Genomic DNA, 17,687 nt, shown 5'->3' on the forward strand with positions numbered 1-17,687 from the left:
AGCCTGCATCAGCGGAGCGCTTATTCCTTCGGAGTAAGAATGTTCTCGGCAGCCGGCACAATCCCGCCAAACAGAGGGATTGGGGTGGCGATCTGACAGTCGTTCGAATGGTTAGAGAGCCCGACCGCCCGCACCATTAGATAGACAAGACCTGCGATGAATCGGGCGCGGACAGAAAGGTTCAATTCCCCTCTCGGCAGGTCGGTTGTCCGATTTTAGCCTCCGACAGACCCGGGGCGGTTCAGTCATCGGATTCCGGCCATCCACGAATCACCCCTACATTGCGTTAAGCTTCAGCTCCATCTTGTCGAGCAAGCCCACCGAAACTACGAGCAGCGCGAAGCGGACATAGCGCGGCCGGGTCGAGCTAAGTGCAGTGTGGTTATGAAGGGATATTGATGCGGGTTTTGATCATTTTTGCCCACGCTGAACCGACTAGCTTCAACGGCTCCATGCTGCGCGCTGGTATTGCCGCGCTGACCGCCGCCGGACACGAGGTGGAGGTGTCGGACCTCTACGCTATGGGCTTTGATCCGGTGTCGGATCGGCGCAATTTTGTCACCATCGCCAATCCGGACGAATTGCGCCAGCAGGCCGAAGAGGCGCTGGCCAGTGCCAATGACGGTTTCGTGCCCGATCTTCAGGTCGAGATGGACAAGCTCGCCTGGTGCGATGTGCTGGTGTTCCAGTTCCCGATTTGGTGGCTCGGCCTGCCCGCCATCTTGAAAGGCTGGGTCGACCGGGTCTTCGCTGTTGGCCGGGCCTATGGCGGTGGTCGTTGGTTTGAGGGCGGCTTCTTCGCGGGCAAGCGCGCAATGTGTGCGGTGTCGGTCGGCGGTCTGGAAAATGTCTACTCGGCTGACGGGGTCTATGCGCCGATCGAGGACGTGCTGTACTCCGTCCATCGCGGCATTTTCGCTTTTACGGGATTTAGCGTCATCGAACCGTTCGTGGTCTATGGACCCGGCCGGATCAATGCAGTGGAGCGGGCGGTGTATCTCGAAGACTATGTTGAGCGGCTACTCACGCTCGATACCGCGCCGATTCTCGAAAGGTCGGACACACCTGCCCGTTGACGCGCGGCACGCTCTCTTGCGGGCGTAGCGGCGCAATCCGCTAGCCGGTCGAGGTCGTCGAGTTCAGCGGCGTGATGACGGCCCCAGTCGCACAGCGCGAGCAAGACCGGCTCAAGGCTCAGGCCCAGCGGTGTCGCGCTGTAATCGACCCGGGGAGGCACCTGTCGAAAGACTTCGCGGTGGACGATGCCATGCTCTTCCATCTCGCGCAGCTGTTGGATCAGTACCTTCTGGCTGATCTCCGGCATCTGCCGCTTCAGATCAGACAGGCGTCTTGGGCCATCGAACAGATGATAGAGGATGATCGGTTTCCAGCGACCGGCGATCACCTTCAGCGCCCGCTCTGCCGGCAGGACCGGCAATCGTTTGATGAGATCCGCCATAGTTACCTTTTAGTGTGTATGGTACAAATTAGTCTGTAGAACCATAGGGTGCTTTATTGCCAGATGCAGCCTCACAGCAATCCCATCTGAGAGATTTTCCATGAAAGCCGTTCATCTCACCCGCTTCGGTGGTCCTGACGTACTTCGCCTTGTTGAGCTGCCAACCCCCATTCCAGGCCCAGGCGAAATCCTCGTCCGCGTGCGCGCCGCAGGGATCAATTTCGCAGAAACACTGATGCGCGAGGATCGCTACGCGATGACGCCGCCATTGCCTTCCATCCCCGGCGTGGAAGCGGCCGGTGTGATCGAAGCTTTTGGTGAAGAGGTGCGTGGATTTGAAATCGGTGCGCGCGTCGCAGCGCCATTGTTTGCCGCTGGCCTGCATCTCGGAGGCTATGCCGAGTATGTCGTGATCCCCGCAGAGTTCGTCGTGCCCCTGCCGGATGAGCTGTCCTTCGAAGAGGCGGCAGCATTGATGGTGCAGGGCCTGACGGCGGCATATCTGGTGAAACAGGCGGCACCAGCGGGCAAGACGGTTCTGATCAATGCCGCCGCCGGCGGGGTTGGCTCGCTGCTCGTCCAACTCGCGCGACAGGCTGGGGCGAAGACGATCGTCGCCACGGCTAGCACCGATACCAAGCTCGACTTTGCCAGATCGCTCGGTGCGGATATCGGGATCGATTACACCCAGGCCGATTGGGCGACTGCATTGGACGATGCACTGGGCGGGGCGGGGCCGGACATCGTCTATGAATCGGTCGGCGGCGCGATCACTATGACCAGCCTTGTTGCGCTGGCACCGCTTGGCCAGATGATCGTTTATGGCGCGTTGAACATACAACAGTTCCAGCTCGGCGTCCCCGAACTGCTCGGGCTGATCTTCAAGAATCAGTCGCTAACCGGATTCGCGCTTGCGCCACTTTTGACGCCAGAGAGTCTGAGGACCGATCTCGCCGCCTTGTTCGACCTGGTCGTGTCCGGCGCGCTGCGCGTCACGATCGGCGGTTCCTATCCGCTGGCGCGCGTCGCCGAAGCGCACCGCGATCTCGAGCAACGCGGGACCATGGGAAAGCTGGTCTTGCAGCCTTGAGGGTTCGCTAGTGCTCCAAGTTTCGTCGCGCGACCGCGATCATCTGATATCACGCAAACGCTGATGCTCAAGTCGCTGCGGAGAACGGCGAGAGGGTACAGACCGGAACGCCGCCGATTTGGGCCAATGCCCGTGGCTAGTCGAATAGCAGCTAGGCGCCCCTTACTGTTTCATGCGCATTATAATTTGCGTCGGCGGGAATAAACATCGGCTCACGCCGGTCTTGGCTTCAGACCCACCCTGGAGTGACCGATGGACGACGATATCCGAACAGACCGCCGCGAAGCGCTGAAATGCATGGCCTGGGCCGGGACTGGAGCCCTATGGGCATTGCATGGCGGGATTGCGTCGAGCGCGATCATCGATGTCGCGGTGGCGAGCCCGGCTAAATCGCCGGCCAGCTTTAGCTTCCTGCAGCTAAGCGACAGCCATATCGGTTTTTCCAAGCCGGCCAATCCCGACGCCCGCACCACCTATCGCGAAGCGATCGCCAAAGTGCAGGCGCTAGCCGTTAAACCGGATTTCATCATCCACACCGGCGACATCTCGCAGCTCTCGCGCGACGAGGAATTCGACGACGCCGACCAGATCCTGCGCGAATGCGGCATCCAGACCTATTTCGTACCTGGCGAGCATGACATGGTCGACGAAGGCGGCGGCAAGGCTTTCCTGTCGCGCTACGGCAAGGGCAGCAAGGGCGCGGGCTGGTTCTGCTTCGATCATGGCGGTGTCCATTTCGTCGGGCTGGTCAATGTCGCCGATTTGAAGCCCGGCGGGATGGGCAATCTCGGTGCGGAACAGATGCTGTGGCTCAGGCGCGATCTCGCCGGACTCTCGGCTTCCACGCCGATCGTCGTGTTCGCGCACATTCCGCTATGGACGGTCTATGCCGAATGGGGCTGGGGCACAGATGACGCCCAAAACGCACTTGGTTTGCTGCGCCGGTTTGGGTCGGTGACGATTCTCAACGGCCACATCCATCAGATCGCCCAGAAGGTCGAAGGGCGGATGACGTTCCATACGGCCCGTTCCACCGCATTTCCTCAGCCAATGCCCGGCACGGCTCCCTCGCCCGGCCCGCAACTCGTCCCGCCGGGCCAGTTGCGCAATCTACTGGGGATCACCGACGTTACGTTCGTGCGGGGCGACCATCGTATCGCGCTCGTCGATTCCACGCTCGCCTGAAAGGCCCCTCGATGAATCGTCTAGCCTTTGCGGTCTGTTGTACCGTGCTCGCCGTACCTGCCGCCATCGCACTCTCGGCCCTGGCGCCCGCCCCGGTTCCTGCGGCGGTGCACATCTCGAATTTTACGTTCGGACCCAAGATATTGACCCTAAGGGTCGGCCAAACAATGACCTGGACCAATGATGACGACATTCCGCACACCGTCGTTGCAACCGACAAGAGCTTCCGGTCGAAGGTACTCGACACCGGCCAGTCGTTCAGCGTCACTTTCACCAAGCCGGGCGCGGTCGCCTATTTCTGCTCGCTCCATCCGATGATGACGGGCAAGATCGTGGTTATGGCGCGCTAGTCGAAGGAGCGAAGAGTGATCGGCGGCTTTCGGCCCAGACTGATCGGCGGGCGGGACGGAGCGCCAGATCCTCAACTGCGTTTCCGTGAGCTGATGCTGCCGCACCTCGACGCCGCCTACAACCTTGCCCGTTATTTGGCGGGCGATACGAGCCTTGCCGAGGATGTCGTGCAGGAAGCGTTTCTGCGCGCGTTTAGGGCGATCGATACCTATCGTGACGGATCGGCCCGCGCCTGGCTGTTCGCGATCCTGCGCAATTGCTGGCACGACCGCGTGAACGAACAAGTGCGCCGCGAGCGAGTGGTGATGTCCGAGGTCGCACTATCCGAAACCCAGGCACTCGCCGTGGCGAATGTCGCCGATGATGGCGATACGCCCGAAACCGGGCTGGCGCGCGCGCGTGAGGTCGACACGGTGCGCGGCGTGATCGCCGATCTGCCCGAGCCGTTCCGCGAAACGCTGTTGCTGCGCGAGATGGAAGATTTTTCGTATCGCGAGATTGCGACGATGACCGGTGTCCCGATCGGAACGGTCATGTCGCGGCTCGCCCGCGCGCGCGACATGCTGACGAATCTGCTGCTGCCGCTGCGCGATGAAATCCGGGAGGAGCGCCAGCGATGACATCATGCGCCGATCGGGAGATGCTGTTGCATGCGTTGCTCGACAACGAACTGGACGCGGCCAACGCCGCGGCGATCGAGACGCATTTGCGCGGTTGCAGCGATTGCGCGGCGCGGTTCGAACGGCTGCGCGCGTTGCATGGCGTGCTGCGGGACGAGGCGTTGCGATATAAAGCCCCCATCGGCCTGATCGACCGGATCGAATCCGTCCTGCCGGCGCCCACCCGCGCCAATCCCTGGCGGGCGCGGCTCGGTTGGGCAGGTGGCGGTGCAGGAGTGGCAATGGCGGCTAGCCTCGCGTTGATGCTGACAACCGCGCAGCCCGTTTCCCCGGAGTTGGAGCAGCAGCTCGTTGCGAGCCATGTCCGCTCGCTCCTGGCGGATCATCTGGTCGATATCCCGACGTCCGACCGGCATCTCGTCAAACCCTGGTTCAACGGCAAGATCAATTTCTCGCCCCCGACACCAAATTTGGCAGCTCAGGGATTTCCGCTGGTCGGCGGGCGACTGGATTATATCGGGGACCGGACGGTTGCCGCGATCATCTATCGTCGCAGGCTCCACACGATAAACCTTTTCGTGTGGCCGGCCACGTCGGACGATCCTGCGACGACTATGCAGATGGAGGGATATTCGGTTCGCCACTGGATACGGGACGGCCTCTCCTACTACGCGGTCTCTGACGTTGCGCCCGCCGACCTTGCGCTCTTCGAAACGAGCTTCACGCGGGGAGCATAGTATCTGCCCGCTCATTGTAGGCGGCACCGGGGGCAGCTCAATAACGCCGCACTTGAACGCACGCCGTCGGCACGAGCGGCGCGACGATCACCTACTCCGCGTCAGTCCGATCGTCTCTGAGGCGCGGCCGTATGCGGCCATGCAGCGAACAGGCGGTGGGACTGCAAATGATGTCTTCCAGGTCTGGTGTTGCAACCGGCCGGCATCATATTGAAAGCCGATAGCCCGCCGTTACGCTATCGCTCTAACCCGGCCTGTGACTTGCGCGCGCCCACCGGGCGTAGAGGAAGCATTGGCGTAAAGCTGGCAGGGCACTCCCATATCTTCACCTTGAATCACTTCGATCGTTTCATCGCTAATAATGGCTAGGTGACGAAGATAGGCCACGAGCGCCGCTGCGGCTGCTCCGGTGGCTGGATCTTCGTAAACACCGCCAGCCGCGAACGGGTTGCGAGCATGAAAACGCGAAGTGCTTTCGGCTTGGACCAAACTGATCGTCGCGAGGTCCCATTCGCGCATCAACTGCGCGCCCATCAGCATATCGTACCTCATCGCAGCGAGGCGCTCACGATCGCGAAGCGCAAGCAATAAATGGCGCGCCCCTGCATCAATAATCGCGGGCGGAATATTATCGTCAAGGTCAGTTTTTGTCAGCGAGAAAAGCTCTAGTGATCGATTAATTAGTACGCTTGACGCTGGTTCATTCCGTGTTGGCGCGGAAGTTAAAATAGCGCTCAATTGAGTCCCGTCCCCGAAACCCTCTACGGTTGCTTCACCTTCGTTCAATTCCAGGTTGATCGGTCCATTCTCACCGCAGTTGAACAGCGCAGCACCCAAAGCAATCGTAGCATGACCACAGAAAGAAACCTCTGCTTCTGGCGCAAAGTATCTGACGCGATAGCCGGTGACAGTTGGCGCAGCGAAAACAGTCTCAGAATATCCGACGTCCGAGGCGATCCTCTGCATTTCATCAGAATCCGGCAACTTGTCGCAGATCACTACGCCAGCAGGATTTCCACCAGAGCCATTGCACGTGAATGCCGCAAACCTTTGAACCTTCAGAACACACTCCTTCGGCAATTCCTGTACAAGTCCGCTTTTAGACGATCTGCCGGCTATCTCGCAGGCCGTTTCGCGTCAGAAAATTACAGCTCCGTCCGATCGGCGCGGGATGAAAATATTTCCAAAAATCGTTACGCTTTGTTATGTTGAGTTGATGACGATACACAAATTAAATTTGCCTCTCAAAGGGGGCTGTCGGTGCGGTCGAACGCGGTTCCAAATTGATGCTCGACCCCTTATGACCCACGCATGTCATTGCCGAGGTTGTCAGATTATGACGGCCAGCGCTTTTTCCCTAACTGTTGCCGTTCCATCGGCTGCCTTCAACATTGTCGAAGGAAATCCAGTGCCTGGCGGTTTGCGAAACCCCAAGGAACCTTACATGCATTGCGACTGGTGCAAAGCGTGGGTTTTTACCAAAAAGGAGCCTGACGCAGGCTATATAAATGTCCGCGCCATGATGCTTGATGACCCGTCTTGGTTTGAGCCCTTTATAGAAGTCTGGACCAGCGAGAAACTGTCCTGGGCATCAACACCTGCAAAGCACGGGTTCGCGAAAGAGCCGGATATGAGCGCCTACCCGTCCTTGCTGCGGGAGTTCGCAGCTTCTGACATAGGCTCATCTTTTATCTGAAAAGGGTTCTTATCAGCGTCCAGAGTAATTGTAGCCACCAGATGACGCTAGCGGCGATGGCCGCCGGGATGTTTTAATGTTGCGATCGAAGCGCGTTGCGACCCTTCACGCGGCAGAACATGCGCTCGATGACAATGCGCTGCTGGTAGATTTTCGTGTCTCGTCTCCTGGCCGATGACTTTCTGCGATCGCGGTTACCTTTTCGACAATGTCGGCACGAGCGCTTTTACCCAAGGCAGCGAACGCGGGCGCGGCCAAACCGATGTTGCGGAAAAAATCTACAGCGTCGCTGACGGGGTCTCGGCCTGCGCCGGCAAGTTAGTTCCAGTCGACGAGTTCGAACGCGATGTTGTCCCGTCCTGCATTCGCTAGAATGCCGCTCACGCGCTCTGGTCGGCAAATGCGAAAGGCCCAGAAGCCGAGCAGACCGGCCAATTCCTGACCGAGCAGCGCGCCTATCTCGACCTTCACATTCGAGACCGGAACGGTTTTCCATCGGGTTGGGGCTTTTTCGAGGTCGACCGCAACAAGCCTGCGCGGGTGCTGCCAACTTCGGCAGCTGCTATTCGTGTCACCAGCAGCATGCCGCGACGCAAACGACGTTTGTTCAATTCTATCCGACGGCAAACCCGATCGCGATCAAGGCGGGCAATTTCGATGCCAAAGAATAACAGCCAACATCAATCCCGGCCCGTCGGTCTACGCCTTTGGCACCGGCTCGTTTGGTCTAACACTTACACAAATCCTTACACACTTTGCGGTTTCGCCACAAATTATAACGTATTCTCAATAATATACGGTTGCCTCGTCCCACTCAAGATCGCGCGTCAGACAATGATGATCGACGGTCGCCCATCCCGCGCAATAGGGATCAACGGCACTGTGCCTGGGCCCCTGATCCGCCTGCGAGAGGGTCAGAATGTTCGCCTCAATGTCATCAACGATCTCGACGAGGACAGCTCGATCCACTGGCACGGCCTGCTCGTGCCGATGCAGTTCGATGGCGTGCCCGGCATCTCGTTTCCCGGCATCAAGCCGCGATCAAAATTCGTGTATGAATTCCCGATCAAGCAGGCTGGCACCTATTGGTATCACAGCCATTCGGGGATGCAGGAGCAGCTCGGCCATTACGGTCCGATCGTGATCGATCCCGCGGGCACCGATCCGGTCGGGTTCGACCGCGAGCATGTCATCGTGCTGTCCGATCACAGCCAGATGTCGCCGGAAGCGATCTTCCGGAAAATGAAGCTGATGCCGGGCTATTTCAATTACCAGAAGCAGACGCTCTCTGGACTGTTGGCCGGCAAGAACCAGTCGCTCGACCAACGCGTCATGTGGGGCGGGATGCGGATGGACCCGACCGACATTTCCGACGCCAACGGATCGACCTACAATTTCCTCGTCAACGGGCACGGGCCACAGGATAACTGGACCGCGTTGTTCAAACCTGGCGAGCGCGTGCGGCTGCGGATCATCAACGCGTCGTCGATGACGACCTTCAACGTCCGCATTCCGGGGCTGAAGCTCACCATCGTCCAGGCCGACGGCCAGAACGTCCGCCCGGTCACGGTCGACGAATTCCAGATCGGGGTCGCGGAGACCTACGACGCCGTCGTCGAGCCGACCGACGACCGGGCCTACACCTTCGTTGGCGAGGCGGTCGATCGTTCGGGCATGGCGCGCGCGACGCTAGCCCCCCGCGCCGGTATGGCCGCAGAGGTGCCGCCGCTGCGCAAGCGGCCGCTTGCGACCATGAAGGACATGGGCATGGGCGGTATGGGATCGATGGGCGGCATGTCGGGCATGGACATGTCGGGTTCAGGCGGCAGGCATGGCCTGGCCGACGGCGCGATGGCCGGCATGGATATGGGCAAGAAGGACGTCGCGACGCCGGGCATGGCTCGCGACGACAAGATGCAGGGCATGAGCATGTCCGGCATGGACATGAAGATGCGCGACTTCTCCAACGCGCCCAAGATCGAGAAGAATCCGGGCGTGCAAACGGTCGCGATGAGCCCGGTCGATCGCACCAGCGAGCCCGGTCAGGTGCTGGAGAATGTCGGTCACCGCGTGCTGGTCTACCGCGATCTGATGGCGCTGGCGCGCAACCCCGACGTACGTGCGCCGACCCGTTCGCTCGACATCCACCTGACTGGCAACATGGAACGGTTCATGTGGTCGTTCGACGGGGTGAAGATGTCGGACACGATGGAACCGTTCCCGTTCATCGAGGGCGAGCGGGTGCGGGTAACGCTCATCAACGACACGATGATGGCGCATCCCATCCACCTGCACGGTCACTTCTTCGAGCTGGTCACCGGGCACGGCGAGCATTCGCCGCGCAAGCACACGGTCATCGTCCAGCCGGGCGGCAAGGTGAGTTGGGACCTGACTGCGGACGCCGTTGGCGACTGGGCGTTCCACTGCCATCTGCTCTACCACATGATGGCGGGGATGATGCGTGTCGTCTGCGTGCGCCCACGCGGAGAGGCCGCATGAACCGCGTCGTCGTCGCCGCGCTTTCTGCTGGTGCCGCGGTGATCGTTGCGGTCCCGGCCACGGCGCAGGTGTCGATGCAGGGCATGGACATGAAGGGCATGAAGATGCCGATGAAGCCGCCTGCGAAGAAAAAGGCACCGCCGACCACGCTAGCGAAAAGGCCGACGACCAGACGGCCTGCGGCGAAACCGGTGGCCGTTCAAAAACCGCCAGCGAAGGCGATGGAAAGCATGGCGATGCCCGGGATGGATATGTCGGATGCCGCCAAGGCGTCGACCGATCAGCCGATGTCGGGCATGGATATGTCAGGTGAAAAGGCGTCGGCCGACTCCTCATCTGGGAAGGCGATGTCAGGTATGACGATGCCCGACATGCAGGCGAGCGGTACTGCTCTGCCAGCCGGGAACGCCCCGGCACCAATGCCTCCCACCGATCATTACGCCGACCGCTTCTTCCCACCCGCCGAAATCCACAAGGCGCACGAGGCGATGATGCGGCAGGAAGGCGGCCGCAATTTCTCCAAGATCATGTTCAATCTGGCCGAATATCAGATCCGCGACGGCAAGGACGGCTATCGCTGGGACGGCGAGGGCTGGTTCGGGGGCGACATCAATCGGCTGGTAATCAAGACCGAGGGCGAAGGCACATTCCGCGAGGGCATCGACAGCGCCGAGGTCCAGGCGCTCTACAGCCGCGCGATCGGTCCTTATTTCAATCTTCAGGCGGGCGTCCGTCATGACTTCCAGCCGTCGCCGACGCGCACCTACGCGACAGTCGGCTTCGAGGGTCTCGCGCCGTATCTGTTCGAGGTCGAGGGCGCAGCGTTCCTTTCGGACAAGGGTGATCTCCTCGGGCGCCTCGAAGGCTATTACGATCAGCGCATCACTCAGCGGCTGATCCTCCAGCCGCGCGTCGAGCTCAATCTGTCGGCGCAGGATGTGCCCGAGAACAGGTTGGGCGCCGGTCTGACCAACGCCGAACTGGGCTTGCGGCTCCGCTACGAGTTCGTACGCGAGTTCGCGCCCTATATCGGTGTTTCCGACGACGCGAAAACCGGGCGAACCGCTGAGTTCGCGCGTGCGGACGGCAAGGATGCGACATCGACCAGCTTCGTGGCTGGCGTGCATTTCTGGTTCTGACGCGCGACGGACGAACGCCAAAGGAGAAGCGACATGCAGGGTAGCGATGAAAAGATGAAGATGGGTTACGGCCGGTTCGCAGCGATGATCGCGACGTCTACGGTCGTCATGTTCGGGCTGATGTATCTCAACACCTACGCTTTGAGCCACGTTTTCTACAGCCAGACGCGCACATGGATGGCGATCTATATGGGCGCGGTGATGGCGATCATCATGCTCGGCTTCATGTGGTCGATGTATCCGAACAAGCGCGCCAATCTGGCGATCATGGCGGGCAGCGTCGTCGTTTTCGCAGGAGCGCTATACTTGGTGCGCAGTCAGGAAACCGTCGACGATGTTTCCTGGATGAAGGCGATGATTCCGCACCACTCGATCGCGATCATGACCAGCGAGCGGGCGCACATCAAGGATCCCGAAGTCCGCAAACTGGCGGATGGCATCATCGATGCGCAAGTCCGCGAGATCGCCGAGATGAAGGCGATGATCGCCCGGCTGGAGGCGAGGCCGACACCGAATGGTGCGCCCGATCTGCCATCCTACCGCGATACAGGTGCGACTCCGCCGCCGCCGCAGACGGACGAGAGCGAAGGTATCAATACCTTTCAGCCTATCCGTTGAGTTTGGTTGGCTCCCCAACCTCAAAGGGGGGGCATAATTCGCCATGCCGCTGATGCCGTTGCCGAACCCGGGTCGCCGAACGTCTGCTTGTCCGCTTCAAGGCACGGACAGTGCTTTGGGAACTTGGCTACCCACCCAGAGCCAATTGCTTGCGGATCTTGGCCTCTTCACCCTCGACAATCAGGCGAAGGGCATAACGAGTGCTGTGGCTGGCGGCGCTATATCTTGTCGATCGACTCGATCTCTCCGGCCTTTCCATCCCAGCGAAAGCTGAACTTGACCTTGTCGCCAACCTTTAAACCGTTGAGCTGATTTCCATTTGCATCGAAACCCATGGTCATCGCGGGCCAGTGAAGTTCGGCGACGGGACCGTGCGCGAGGGTGATTTTGCCGGTACTGGAATCGATCGCCATGATCGTTCCTTCGCCGTTGCCGACCCTGGGATCTGCTTGCGCCGTTGCAGCAATGCCGTTGCCTTTGGCATCAACACCGGGATTGTCGCAGGCAGCGAGCAGCAGCGGCGCGATCACAAGAATTGGCTTTTTCATACGGTAACTCCTTCTTTTGCACCTTGGGTATGGGATCGACGCCGTCGCATCAGCAGATACCCGGCGGGAATGACCAGCATCGACAGCAGCGGTGCGGTCAGCATCCCGCCGATCATCGGCGCCGCGATGCGGCTGGTAACCTCCGAACCCGTGCCGGTGCCGATTAGCACGGGGAACAGCCCCGCCAGGATCACCGCGACCGTCATCGCTTTGGGGCGAACGCGCAGCAACGCGCCCTCGCGCACCGCTGCCTCGACCTCGGTCGGGGACGGGTCGATGCCGCGATCGGCGAGCGCGTGTTTGAGATAGATCAGCATCACCACGCCAAACTCCGCCGCGACGCCCGCCAGCGCGATGAACCCGACGGCCGTCGCCACTGATTGGTTATAGCCAAGCAGCCAGAGCAACCAGAATCCACCAGTCAACGCGAAGGGCAACGTCGCCATCACCAGCAACGCCTCGTCGAATCGTCCGAACGTGACATAGAGCAGCACGAAGATGATCAGCAGCGTCGCCGGCACTACCACCGTCAGCCGCTCGCGGGCGCGCTGGAGATATTCGAACTGACCGGTAAAACTGACGCTGATGCCGGGCGGCAGCTTTACATCGCGCGAGATGACCCGCTGCAGATCGGCGACGATCGAGGTCAGGTCGCGACCCCGCGCATCGACATAGATCCACGTCACCGGGCGCCCGTTTTCGCTTCGCAGCATCGGCGGGCCTTCGCTGGTGCTGATCGAGGCGACGGTGCCGAGCGTCACCTGCTGTCCACCGGGTGCCAGAAAGCGCAGGTTGCGTAGCGCGTCGGCACTGTCGCGCAGCTCGCGCGGGTAGCGCACGCTGATCGGATAGCGTGCGAGCCCCTCGACCGTCTGCCCGACGGTCTCGCCGCCGATCGCGCTGGAAACGATCGACTGGACATCGGCGATGTTCATGCCGAACCGTGAGGCGGCAAAACGATCGATATCGACATCGATGTAACGCCCGCCGGTCAGTCGCTCGGCGAGCACTGACGACACATTAGGCACGGTTTTCGCGACGGTTTCGATCCGCTTGGCGGTCGCGTCGATCTGGGCGATGTCGGCGCCCGCGACCTTGATCCCGATCGCGCTCTTGATGCCGGTGGCGAGCATGTCGATCCGGTTGCGGATCGGCGGTATCCAGAAATTGGCGAGACCAGGGACTTTCACCGCGTGGTCGAGCGCATCGATCAGCTTGTCGGGCGTCATCCCCGGACGCCATTGGTCACGTGGCTTGAACCGGATCGTCGTCTCGAACATCTCCATCGGCGCGGGATCGGTCGCGGTCTCAGCGCGCCCCGCCTTGCCGAACACGCTGTCGACCTCGGGAACCGTCTTGATCAGCCTGTCGGTCTGCTGGAGCAGTTGCGCGGCCTTGGCGGTCGAGATACCGGGCAGCGCGGAGGGCATATAGAGCAGGTCGCCTTCGTCGATTTGCGGCATGAACTCGCCACCAAGCTGCGATAGCGGGAACAGGCTGGTCGCAAAGACGAGGCCCGCAATCACCAGCGTCCGCTTCGGATGGACCAGCACCCAGTCGAGCGCTGGCCGATAGAGTGCGGTCAGCACGCGGTTGATCGGGTTGGCGCTTTCAGCCGGAATGCGCCCCCGGATCAGATAGCCCATCAGCACCGGCACCAGCGTCACCGACAGGATCGCGGCCGCTGCCATCGCATAGGTTTTGGTGAAGGCAAGCGGCGCGAACAGCCGGCCTTCCTGCCCCTGCAGCGCGAAGACGGGGATGAACGACAGCGCGATGATCATCAGGCTGAGAAACAGTGCAGGGCCGACCTCTGCCGCCGCCTCGGCGATCACCGCCCAGCGGGCAGCACCCTTCAGTTCGGCGTCCGGGTTGTCCCTTGTCCAATGCTCCAGATGCTTGTGGGCGTTCTCGATCATCACCACGGCGGCGTCCACCATCGCGCCGATGGCAATCGCGATCCCACCGAGCGACATGATGTTGGCGTTGATGCCTTGCGTGCGCATAACGATGAACGCCGCGAGAATGCCGAGCGGCAACGTCACCACAGCGACCAGCGCCGAGCGGACGTGCCACAGAAACAGCGCGCAAACGACCGCGACGACGATGAACTCCTCGATTAGCTTGCTGGTGAGATTGTCGACCGATCGACCGATCAACGCCGAGCGGTCATAGGTCGGGACGATCTCGACCCCCGGCGGCAGGCTTGCTTTCAATGTTTCGAGCTTTGCCTTGACCGCAGCGATCGCCGCACGGGCATTGGCACCCGATCTGAGAATGATGATGCCGCCTGCAACCTCGCCTTCGCCGTTGAGCTCGGCGACGCCGCGCCGCATGTCGGGTCCAACCTGTACCGTCGCGACATCGGCCAATGTGACGGGCACACCGCCCGCCGTCGTCTTGATCGGCAGCGCGCGGAAGTCATCGAGATTGGCGAGATAGCCGTTCGCGCGGACGATATATTCGGTCTCGGCTTGCTCGATCACCGAGCCGCCGGCCTCCTGATTGCCGCGCTTGATGGCGTCGATCACCGCTTCGTGCGTGACGCCGTAAGCAATCAGTTTGTCCGGATCGAGCACGACCTGATACTGCCGCACCATCCCGCCGACCGCGGCGACTTCGCTGACGCCCGGGATGGTCTTCAGTTCATAGCGCAAGAACCAGTCCTGCAGGCTGCGCAACTGCGACAAATCGTTGCGACCGCTCCGGTCGACCAGCGCATATTCGTAGATCCAGCCGACCCCGGTCGCGTCCGGGCCGAGTTCGGTCTTTGCGCCCGCTGGCAATTGTGTCTGCACCTGGCTCAGATATTCGAGCACGCGGCTGCGCGCCCAATAAAGGTCGGTGCCATCCTCGAACAGCACGTACACAAGGCTGTAGCCGACGAACGAATAGCCCCGCACGACGCGCGCGCCGGGCACCGACAGCATCGTCGTCGCCAGCGGATAGGTGACCTGATTCTCGACGATGCGCGGTGCTTGGCCGGGGTAGTTGGTGCGGATGATGACCTGCACGTCGGACAGGTCGGGCAGTGCGTCGATGGCGGTCGATCGGACCGCGATGACGCCTGCTGCGACCACCAACAGGGCGGCCAGCAAGACGAACAGGCGCTGGGCGATTGACCAGCGAATGACGGCGGCGATCACTTGGCGCCACTCGCTGGGGCAGCCTCGATCGCCCTGACGGGAATGCCCGTCAGGCTCGCTTCGGAATCGAGCAGGAACTGACCCGAGGCGACGACCTTTTCCCCCTCGGCGAGGCCGGCGAGGATTTCAGTACGACCGCCGCTTTCGCGCCCGATCTGCACTTCGGCAGGGTGATAGCGGCCATCGCCCGCCGACAGCATGACGATTGTGCGCTTGCCGGTGCGGATCACGGCTTCGGTCGGGATAAGGAGCGCCGACTTGCTGCCCTGTCCCAGCGACACGCGCGCGAACATGCCCGGTCGCAGCCGTAACCCCCTGTTCTGCAGTTCGACACGGACCGTGACCGTCCGGCTTTCGCTTTGCGCGGTCGGCAGGATCGCCTGGACGCGCCCGGGGAAATGCTCGCCGGGAAAGGCGGTCAGATCGGCCGTCACGGCGGCGCCAGGCCGGACATCGCCGATCCGCGCTTCGGGCACGGCGGCATCGAGCCAGACCGATCCGAGACCCACGATACGCGCAAGTGGCTGGCCCATCGCCAGCGTCATCCCGGGACGCACGTCGAGCGTGTCGATGACTCCGCCCGAGGGGGTCGTCAGCGTCGTCACGTCATGCACGCGCCCGCTGCGCGCCACTGCATTCACTAGCCCAGGCGGCATGCCGAGCAGCATCAGCCGCTGCCGGGCGGCGCTCGCCAGCGCGGCATTACCCGTCCGCTGCACCGCCAGAAATTCGCGCTGCGCGCCGCCCCATTCGGGCACCAGCACACCCGCGAGCGGCGCGCCGGCCGCAATCACATCGCCCGGTGCACGGGCGTAGCCGCGCTGCACGAACCCGGCCGCGCGCGCCTGCACCACCGCAACGTTACGCTCGTTGAAGGCGATGACGCCGGTCACGTCGAGGCCGGTTGCCAGCGTATCGCGTTTTGCCGCGGCGATACGCACCCCCAGATTCTGCATCGCCGCCGGATTGATCGTCACCGCCGGCGGTCCACCCGCGCTTGCGCCACCAGCGCCTTCGTCGGCGAATTTGGGGACCAGCTCCATGTCCATGAAGGGCGACTTGCCGGGCTTGTCGAACTTCTGGTTCGGGAACATCGGGTCGTAATAATAAAGCGGCTGCTTGCCTGACGTTGCAGCAGCAGACGATGTCGACCCTCCTGAGGGCGACACATAGCGACCCGCGACAAAGCCGATGAGCGCCACACCGGCTAGGGCTGCGGCAAGTTGCGAGGCCTGGAGCGACGTCATCTTCATGGCCGTTCCCCCTCATAGGTAAGCGTGATCCGCACGCCGTCGCGTGCGACATCGGCTTCGCGGTCGAGCAGGTCGATCGCTGCTTCGGCCAAGCCGATCGCCGATTGCAGCGCGGTGCCAAGGTCGATCCGCCCTGCCGCATAGCTCGCACGGTCGAGCTCGGCCCGCTCGCGGGCCAGCGGCAGCAACGTCGTCTGTGCCCGCTCGAACCGCTCATGATGCATCCGGTGATCGGCAAGATCGGTATCGAGGGCGGCAACCAGCTCGCGTTCGGCATCGATCCGGTCGAGCCGCGCGCGCGTCATCTCGCTTGCCTTGGCGGCGATGACCGGGTTCTGGCGCTTGCCCGCGAACAGCGGCAGGTCGATCTTGACGCCGAGGGAAAAGAGATTGCCATAACGCGGCTCGCGGTTGCCGATCGACCCACTCACCTCCCAATCGGGATGTTTTGCTGCCTCAGCGAGCCGAACATCGGCGGTGGCTTGACCGACCAAAGCATCCTTGACCTGGAGCGCAGGGAGCGAGGCAAGTCCGGCATGCAGCTTGGCTGCGTCGGGCGAAAGGTCTGGCGGCGGACCGGTCACTTCCGGGTCGGGGTCGCCGGTCCACCGCGTCAACTTGGCACGCGCGGTGGCAATCTCGGCGACCCGGTCGCTGCGGCGGTCGGCGAGTTCTGCCTTCAATCGCTGGGGTTCGATCGCTTCCGATGGTCGGGCAGTGCCGCTCGCCAGCCGGGCGGGCGCAGTCACGCCGAGATCGTCCAGACGCTTTTCGAGCTGGTTCAGTATCTCCAGGCGACGTTCGGCAAAATAGAGATCGATCCACGCCATGCCCGCTGCGATGCGAACACGGCGACGTTCGGCAGCTGCTTCTGCGTCGGCAGCGCCGATATCAGCGGTCGCGCGGGACGCCCGGGCATGACGCTTGGCGAGATTAGGCACTTCCTGGCTGATGCCGAGGACCCCCATCGTGAAGTTGTCGCTGTTGAATTTGCCGGCGTCGGGCCCGGTGAAGGGAAAGTCCTGTAGCTTCACCTCCAGCTTGGGATCGGGCAGCCGGTCAGCGGCAATCGCAGTCGAGCGCGCGGCATCGGCTTGCGCCGCGCGGGCCGCGATGCTCGGGGCGTCCTCATCGGCGCGCGTGAGCGCCTGCTCGAAGGTAAGCGGTCCGGCCAACGCCGGGGTCGCCAGAAACATCACGGTCGGCAATATTAGATAGCGCATGCTGTGTCCCCCAGACATGATCCTAGCCAGAAGCCTGGCCATCACGGAAGCGGGGACCATGCCGGTGGCAGGTCCCCGAACCCGATAAGGACGACGCCTCCCCCGTCGATGTTCGGGGGAGGC

16 protein-coding genes are annotated in these 17,687 nt (G+C 61.9%); 10 read left to right on the forward strand and 6 right to left on the reverse strand.

Annotated elements, in window-relative coordinates:
- The first annotated feature begins 398 nt into the window (after nucleotides 1-398).
- Nucleotides 399-1,076 carry an NAD(P)H-dependent oxidoreductase gene (locus tag AX676_RS11130; RefSeq protein WP_066478237.1) on the forward strand — a complete coding sequence of 226 codons (678 nt, stop codon included), beginning with the start codon at nucleotides 399-401 and terminating at the stop codon, nucleotides 1,074-1,076.
- On the opposite strand, the gene AX676_RS17385 is transcribed toward AX676_RS11130, so the two are convergent.
- The gene (locus tag AX676_RS17385; RefSeq protein WP_082730899.1) at nucleotides 1,007-1,459 is read right to left on the reverse strand and encodes a winged helix-turn-helix transcriptional regulator; all 453 of its coding nucleotides are present in this window, start codon (nucleotides 1,457-1,459) and stop codon (nucleotides 1,007-1,009) included. The genes AX676_RS11130 and AX676_RS17385 overlap by 70 nt on opposite strands.
- A 100-nt stretch (nucleotides 1,460-1,559) precedes the next feature.
- Here AX676_RS17385 and AX676_RS11140 point away from each other — a divergent pair, with 100 nt between their 5' ends.
- The 5 genes from AX676_RS11140 to AX676_RS11160 all read left to right on the forward strand — a co-directional run bounded on the left by AX676_RS11140 (nucleotide 1,560) and on the right by AX676_RS11160 (nucleotide 5,442).
- Nucleotides 1,560-2,549: a quinone oxidoreductase family protein gene (locus tag AX676_RS11140; RefSeq protein ID WP_066478241.1), complete on the forward strand. Its 990-nt coding sequence runs from the start codon at nucleotides 1,560-1,562 to the stop codon at nucleotides 2,547-2,549.
- 252 nt (nucleotides 2,550-2,801) lie between these two features.
- Complete coding sequence (locus tag AX676_RS11145; protein ID WP_066478244.1) at nucleotides 2,802-3,734, forward strand: metallophosphoesterase family protein; 933 nt, start codon at nucleotides 2,802-2,804, stop codon at nucleotides 3,732-3,734.
- A gap of 11 nt (nucleotides 3,735-3,745) precedes the next feature.
- Nucleotides 3,746-4,084: a cupredoxin domain-containing protein gene (locus AX676_RS11150; protein ID WP_066478247.1), complete on the forward strand. Its 339-nt coding sequence runs from the start codon at nucleotides 3,746-3,748 to the stop codon at nucleotides 4,082-4,084.
- A 15-nt stretch (nucleotides 4,085-4,099) separates the two neighbouring features.
- Entirely contained in the window at nucleotides 4,100-4,705 is a 606-nt protein-coding gene (locus AX676_RS11155) for a sigma-70 family RNA polymerase sigma factor (protein ID WP_066478250.1), read from the forward strand.
- Nucleotides 4,702-5,442 (forward strand): anti-sigma factor family protein, encoded by a 741-nt coding sequence (locus tag AX676_RS11160; protein ID WP_082730901.1) that lies wholly within the window; start codon nucleotides 4,702-4,704, stop codon nucleotides 5,440-5,442. The genes AX676_RS11155 and AX676_RS11160 overlap by 4 nt, the downstream gene beginning before the upstream one ends.
- A gap of 231 nt (nucleotides 5,443-5,673) precedes the next feature.
- On the opposite strand, the gene AX676_RS11165 is transcribed toward AX676_RS11160, so the two are convergent.
- Complete coding sequence (locus tag AX676_RS11165) at nucleotides 5,674-6,522, reverse strand: PhzF family phenazine biosynthesis protein (RefSeq protein ID WP_197417044.1); 849 nt, start codon at nucleotides 6,520-6,522, stop codon at nucleotides 5,674-5,676.
- A 136-nt stretch (nucleotides 6,523-6,658) separates the two neighbouring features.
- Between AX676_RS11165 and AX676_RS17390 the strand changes: the two genes are divergently transcribed.
- The 4 genes from AX676_RS17390 to AX676_RS11185 all read left to right on the forward strand — a co-directional run bounded on the left by AX676_RS17390 (nucleotide 6,659) and on the right by AX676_RS11185 (nucleotide 11,394).
- The gene (locus AX676_RS17390; RefSeq protein WP_082730902.1) at nucleotides 6,659-7,138 is read left to right on the forward strand and encodes a GFA family protein; all 480 of its coding nucleotides are present in this window, start codon (nucleotides 6,659-6,661) and stop codon (nucleotides 7,136-7,138) included.
- Nucleotides 7,139-7,795: 657 nt separating this feature from the next.
- Nucleotides 7,796-9,637 carry a copper resistance system multicopper oxidase gene (locus tag AX676_RS11175; RefSeq protein ID WP_082730903.1) on the forward strand — a complete coding sequence of 614 codons (1,842 nt, stop codon included), beginning with the start codon at nucleotides 7,796-7,798 and terminating at the stop codon, nucleotides 9,635-9,637.
- Nucleotides 9,634-10,776 carry a copper resistance protein B gene (locus AX676_RS11180; RefSeq protein WP_066478257.1) on the forward strand — a complete coding sequence of 381 codons (1,143 nt, stop codon included), beginning with the start codon at nucleotides 9,634-9,636 and terminating at the stop codon, nucleotides 10,774-10,776. The genes AX676_RS11175 and AX676_RS11180 overlap by 4 nt, the downstream gene beginning before the upstream one ends.
- 33 nt (nucleotides 10,777-10,809) lie before the next feature.
- Nucleotides 10,810-11,394, forward strand: coding sequence for a DUF305 domain-containing protein (locus AX676_RS11185; protein ID WP_197417046.1), 585 nt, complete (start codon nucleotides 10,810-10,812; stop codon nucleotides 11,392-11,394).
- A 218-nt stretch (nucleotides 11,395-11,612) separates the two neighbouring features.
- On the opposite strand, the gene AX676_RS11190 is transcribed toward AX676_RS11185, so the two are convergent.
- From AX676_RS11190 to AX676_RS11205, 4 genes are read right to left on the reverse strand one after another with little or no spacing between them, the layout of a single operon-like run.
- On the reverse strand, nucleotides 11,613-11,942 hold the full coding sequence (locus tag AX676_RS11190; RefSeq protein WP_066478267.1) for a copper-binding protein: 330 nt from the start codon (nucleotides 11,940-11,942) through the stop codon (nucleotides 11,613-11,615).
- A complete protein-coding gene (locus tag AX676_RS11195) occupies nucleotides 11,939-15,088 on the reverse strand; it encodes an efflux RND transporter permease subunit (protein ID WP_066478271.1) in 3,150 nt (1,049 codons plus the stop codon). Before AX676_RS11195 ends, AX676_RS11190 begins: the two co-directional genes overlap by 4 nt.
- Nucleotides 15,085-16,341, reverse strand: coding sequence for an efflux RND transporter periplasmic adaptor subunit (locus AX676_RS11200; protein ID WP_197417200.1), 1,257 nt, complete (start codon nucleotides 16,339-16,341; stop codon nucleotides 15,085-15,087). The genes AX676_RS11195 and AX676_RS11200 overlap by 4 nt, the downstream gene beginning before the upstream one ends.
- The gene (locus tag AX676_RS11205; RefSeq protein WP_066478273.1) at nucleotides 16,338-17,564 is read right to left on the reverse strand and encodes a TolC family protein; all 1,227 of its coding nucleotides are present in this window, start codon (nucleotides 17,562-17,564) and stop codon (nucleotides 16,338-16,340) included. Before AX676_RS11205 ends, AX676_RS11200 begins: the two co-directional genes overlap by 4 nt.
- Nucleotides 17,565-17,687: the final 123 nt, after the last annotated feature.

The organism is Sphingomonas sp. CCH21-G11, assembly GCF_001555965.1.
GTDB lineage: Bacteria > Pseudomonadota > Alphaproteobacteria > Sphingomonadales > Sphingomonadaceae > Sphingomonas.

Excerpts from the sequence above, each read along its gene's own strand:
- AX676_RS11180 (WP_066478257.1), top strand. The coding sequence starts at position 9,634 with ATGAACCGCGTCGTCGTCGCCGCGCTTTCTGCTGGTGCCGCGGTGATC.
- AX676_RS11190 (WP_066478267.1), bottom strand. The coding sequence starts at position 11,942 with ATGAAAAAGCCAATTCTTGTGATCGCGCCGCTGCTGCTCGCTGCCTGC.
- AX676_RS11205 (WP_066478273.1), bottom strand. The coding sequence starts at position 17,564 with ATGCGCTATCTAATATTGCCGACCGTGATGTTTCTGGCGACCCCGGCG.
- AX676_RS11150 (WP_066478247.1), top strand. The coding sequence starts at position 3,746 with ATGAATCGTCTAGCCTTTGCGGTCTGTTGTACCGTGCTCGCCGTACCT.
- AX676_RS11175 (WP_082730903.1), top strand. The coding sequence starts at position 7,796 with ATGCCAAAGAATAACAGCCAACATCAATCCCGGCCCGTCGGTCTACGC.
- AX676_RS11200 (WP_197417200.1), bottom strand. The coding sequence starts at position 16,341 with ATGAAGATGACGTCGCTCCAGGCCTCGCAACTTGCCGCAGCCCTAGCC.
- AX676_RS11130 (WP_066478237.1), top strand. The coding sequence starts at position 399 with ATGCGGGTTTTGATCATTTTTGCCCACGCTGAACCGACTAGCTTCAAC.
- AX676_RS11145 (WP_066478244.1), top strand. The coding sequence starts at position 2,802 with ATGGACGACGATATCCGAACAGACCGCCGCGAAGCGCTGAAATGCATG.
- AX676_RS17385 (WP_082730899.1), bottom strand. The coding sequence starts at position 1,459 with ATGGCGGATCTCATCAAACGATTGCCGGTCCTGCCGGCAGAGCGGGCG.
- AX676_RS11140 (WP_066478241.1), top strand. The coding sequence starts at position 1,560 with ATGAAAGCCGTTCATCTCACCCGCTTCGGTGGTCCTGACGTACTTCGC.
- AX676_RS17390 (WP_082730902.1), top strand. The coding sequence starts at position 6,659 with ATGACGATACACAAATTAAATTTGCCTCTCAAAGGGGGCTGTCGGTGC.
- AX676_RS11185 (WP_197417046.1), top strand. The coding sequence starts at position 10,810 with ATGCAGGGTAGCGATGAAAAGATGAAGATGGGTTACGGCCGGTTCGCA.
- AX676_RS11160 (WP_082730901.1), top strand. The coding sequence starts at position 4,702 with ATGACATCATGCGCCGATCGGGAGATGCTGTTGCATGCGTTGCTCGAC.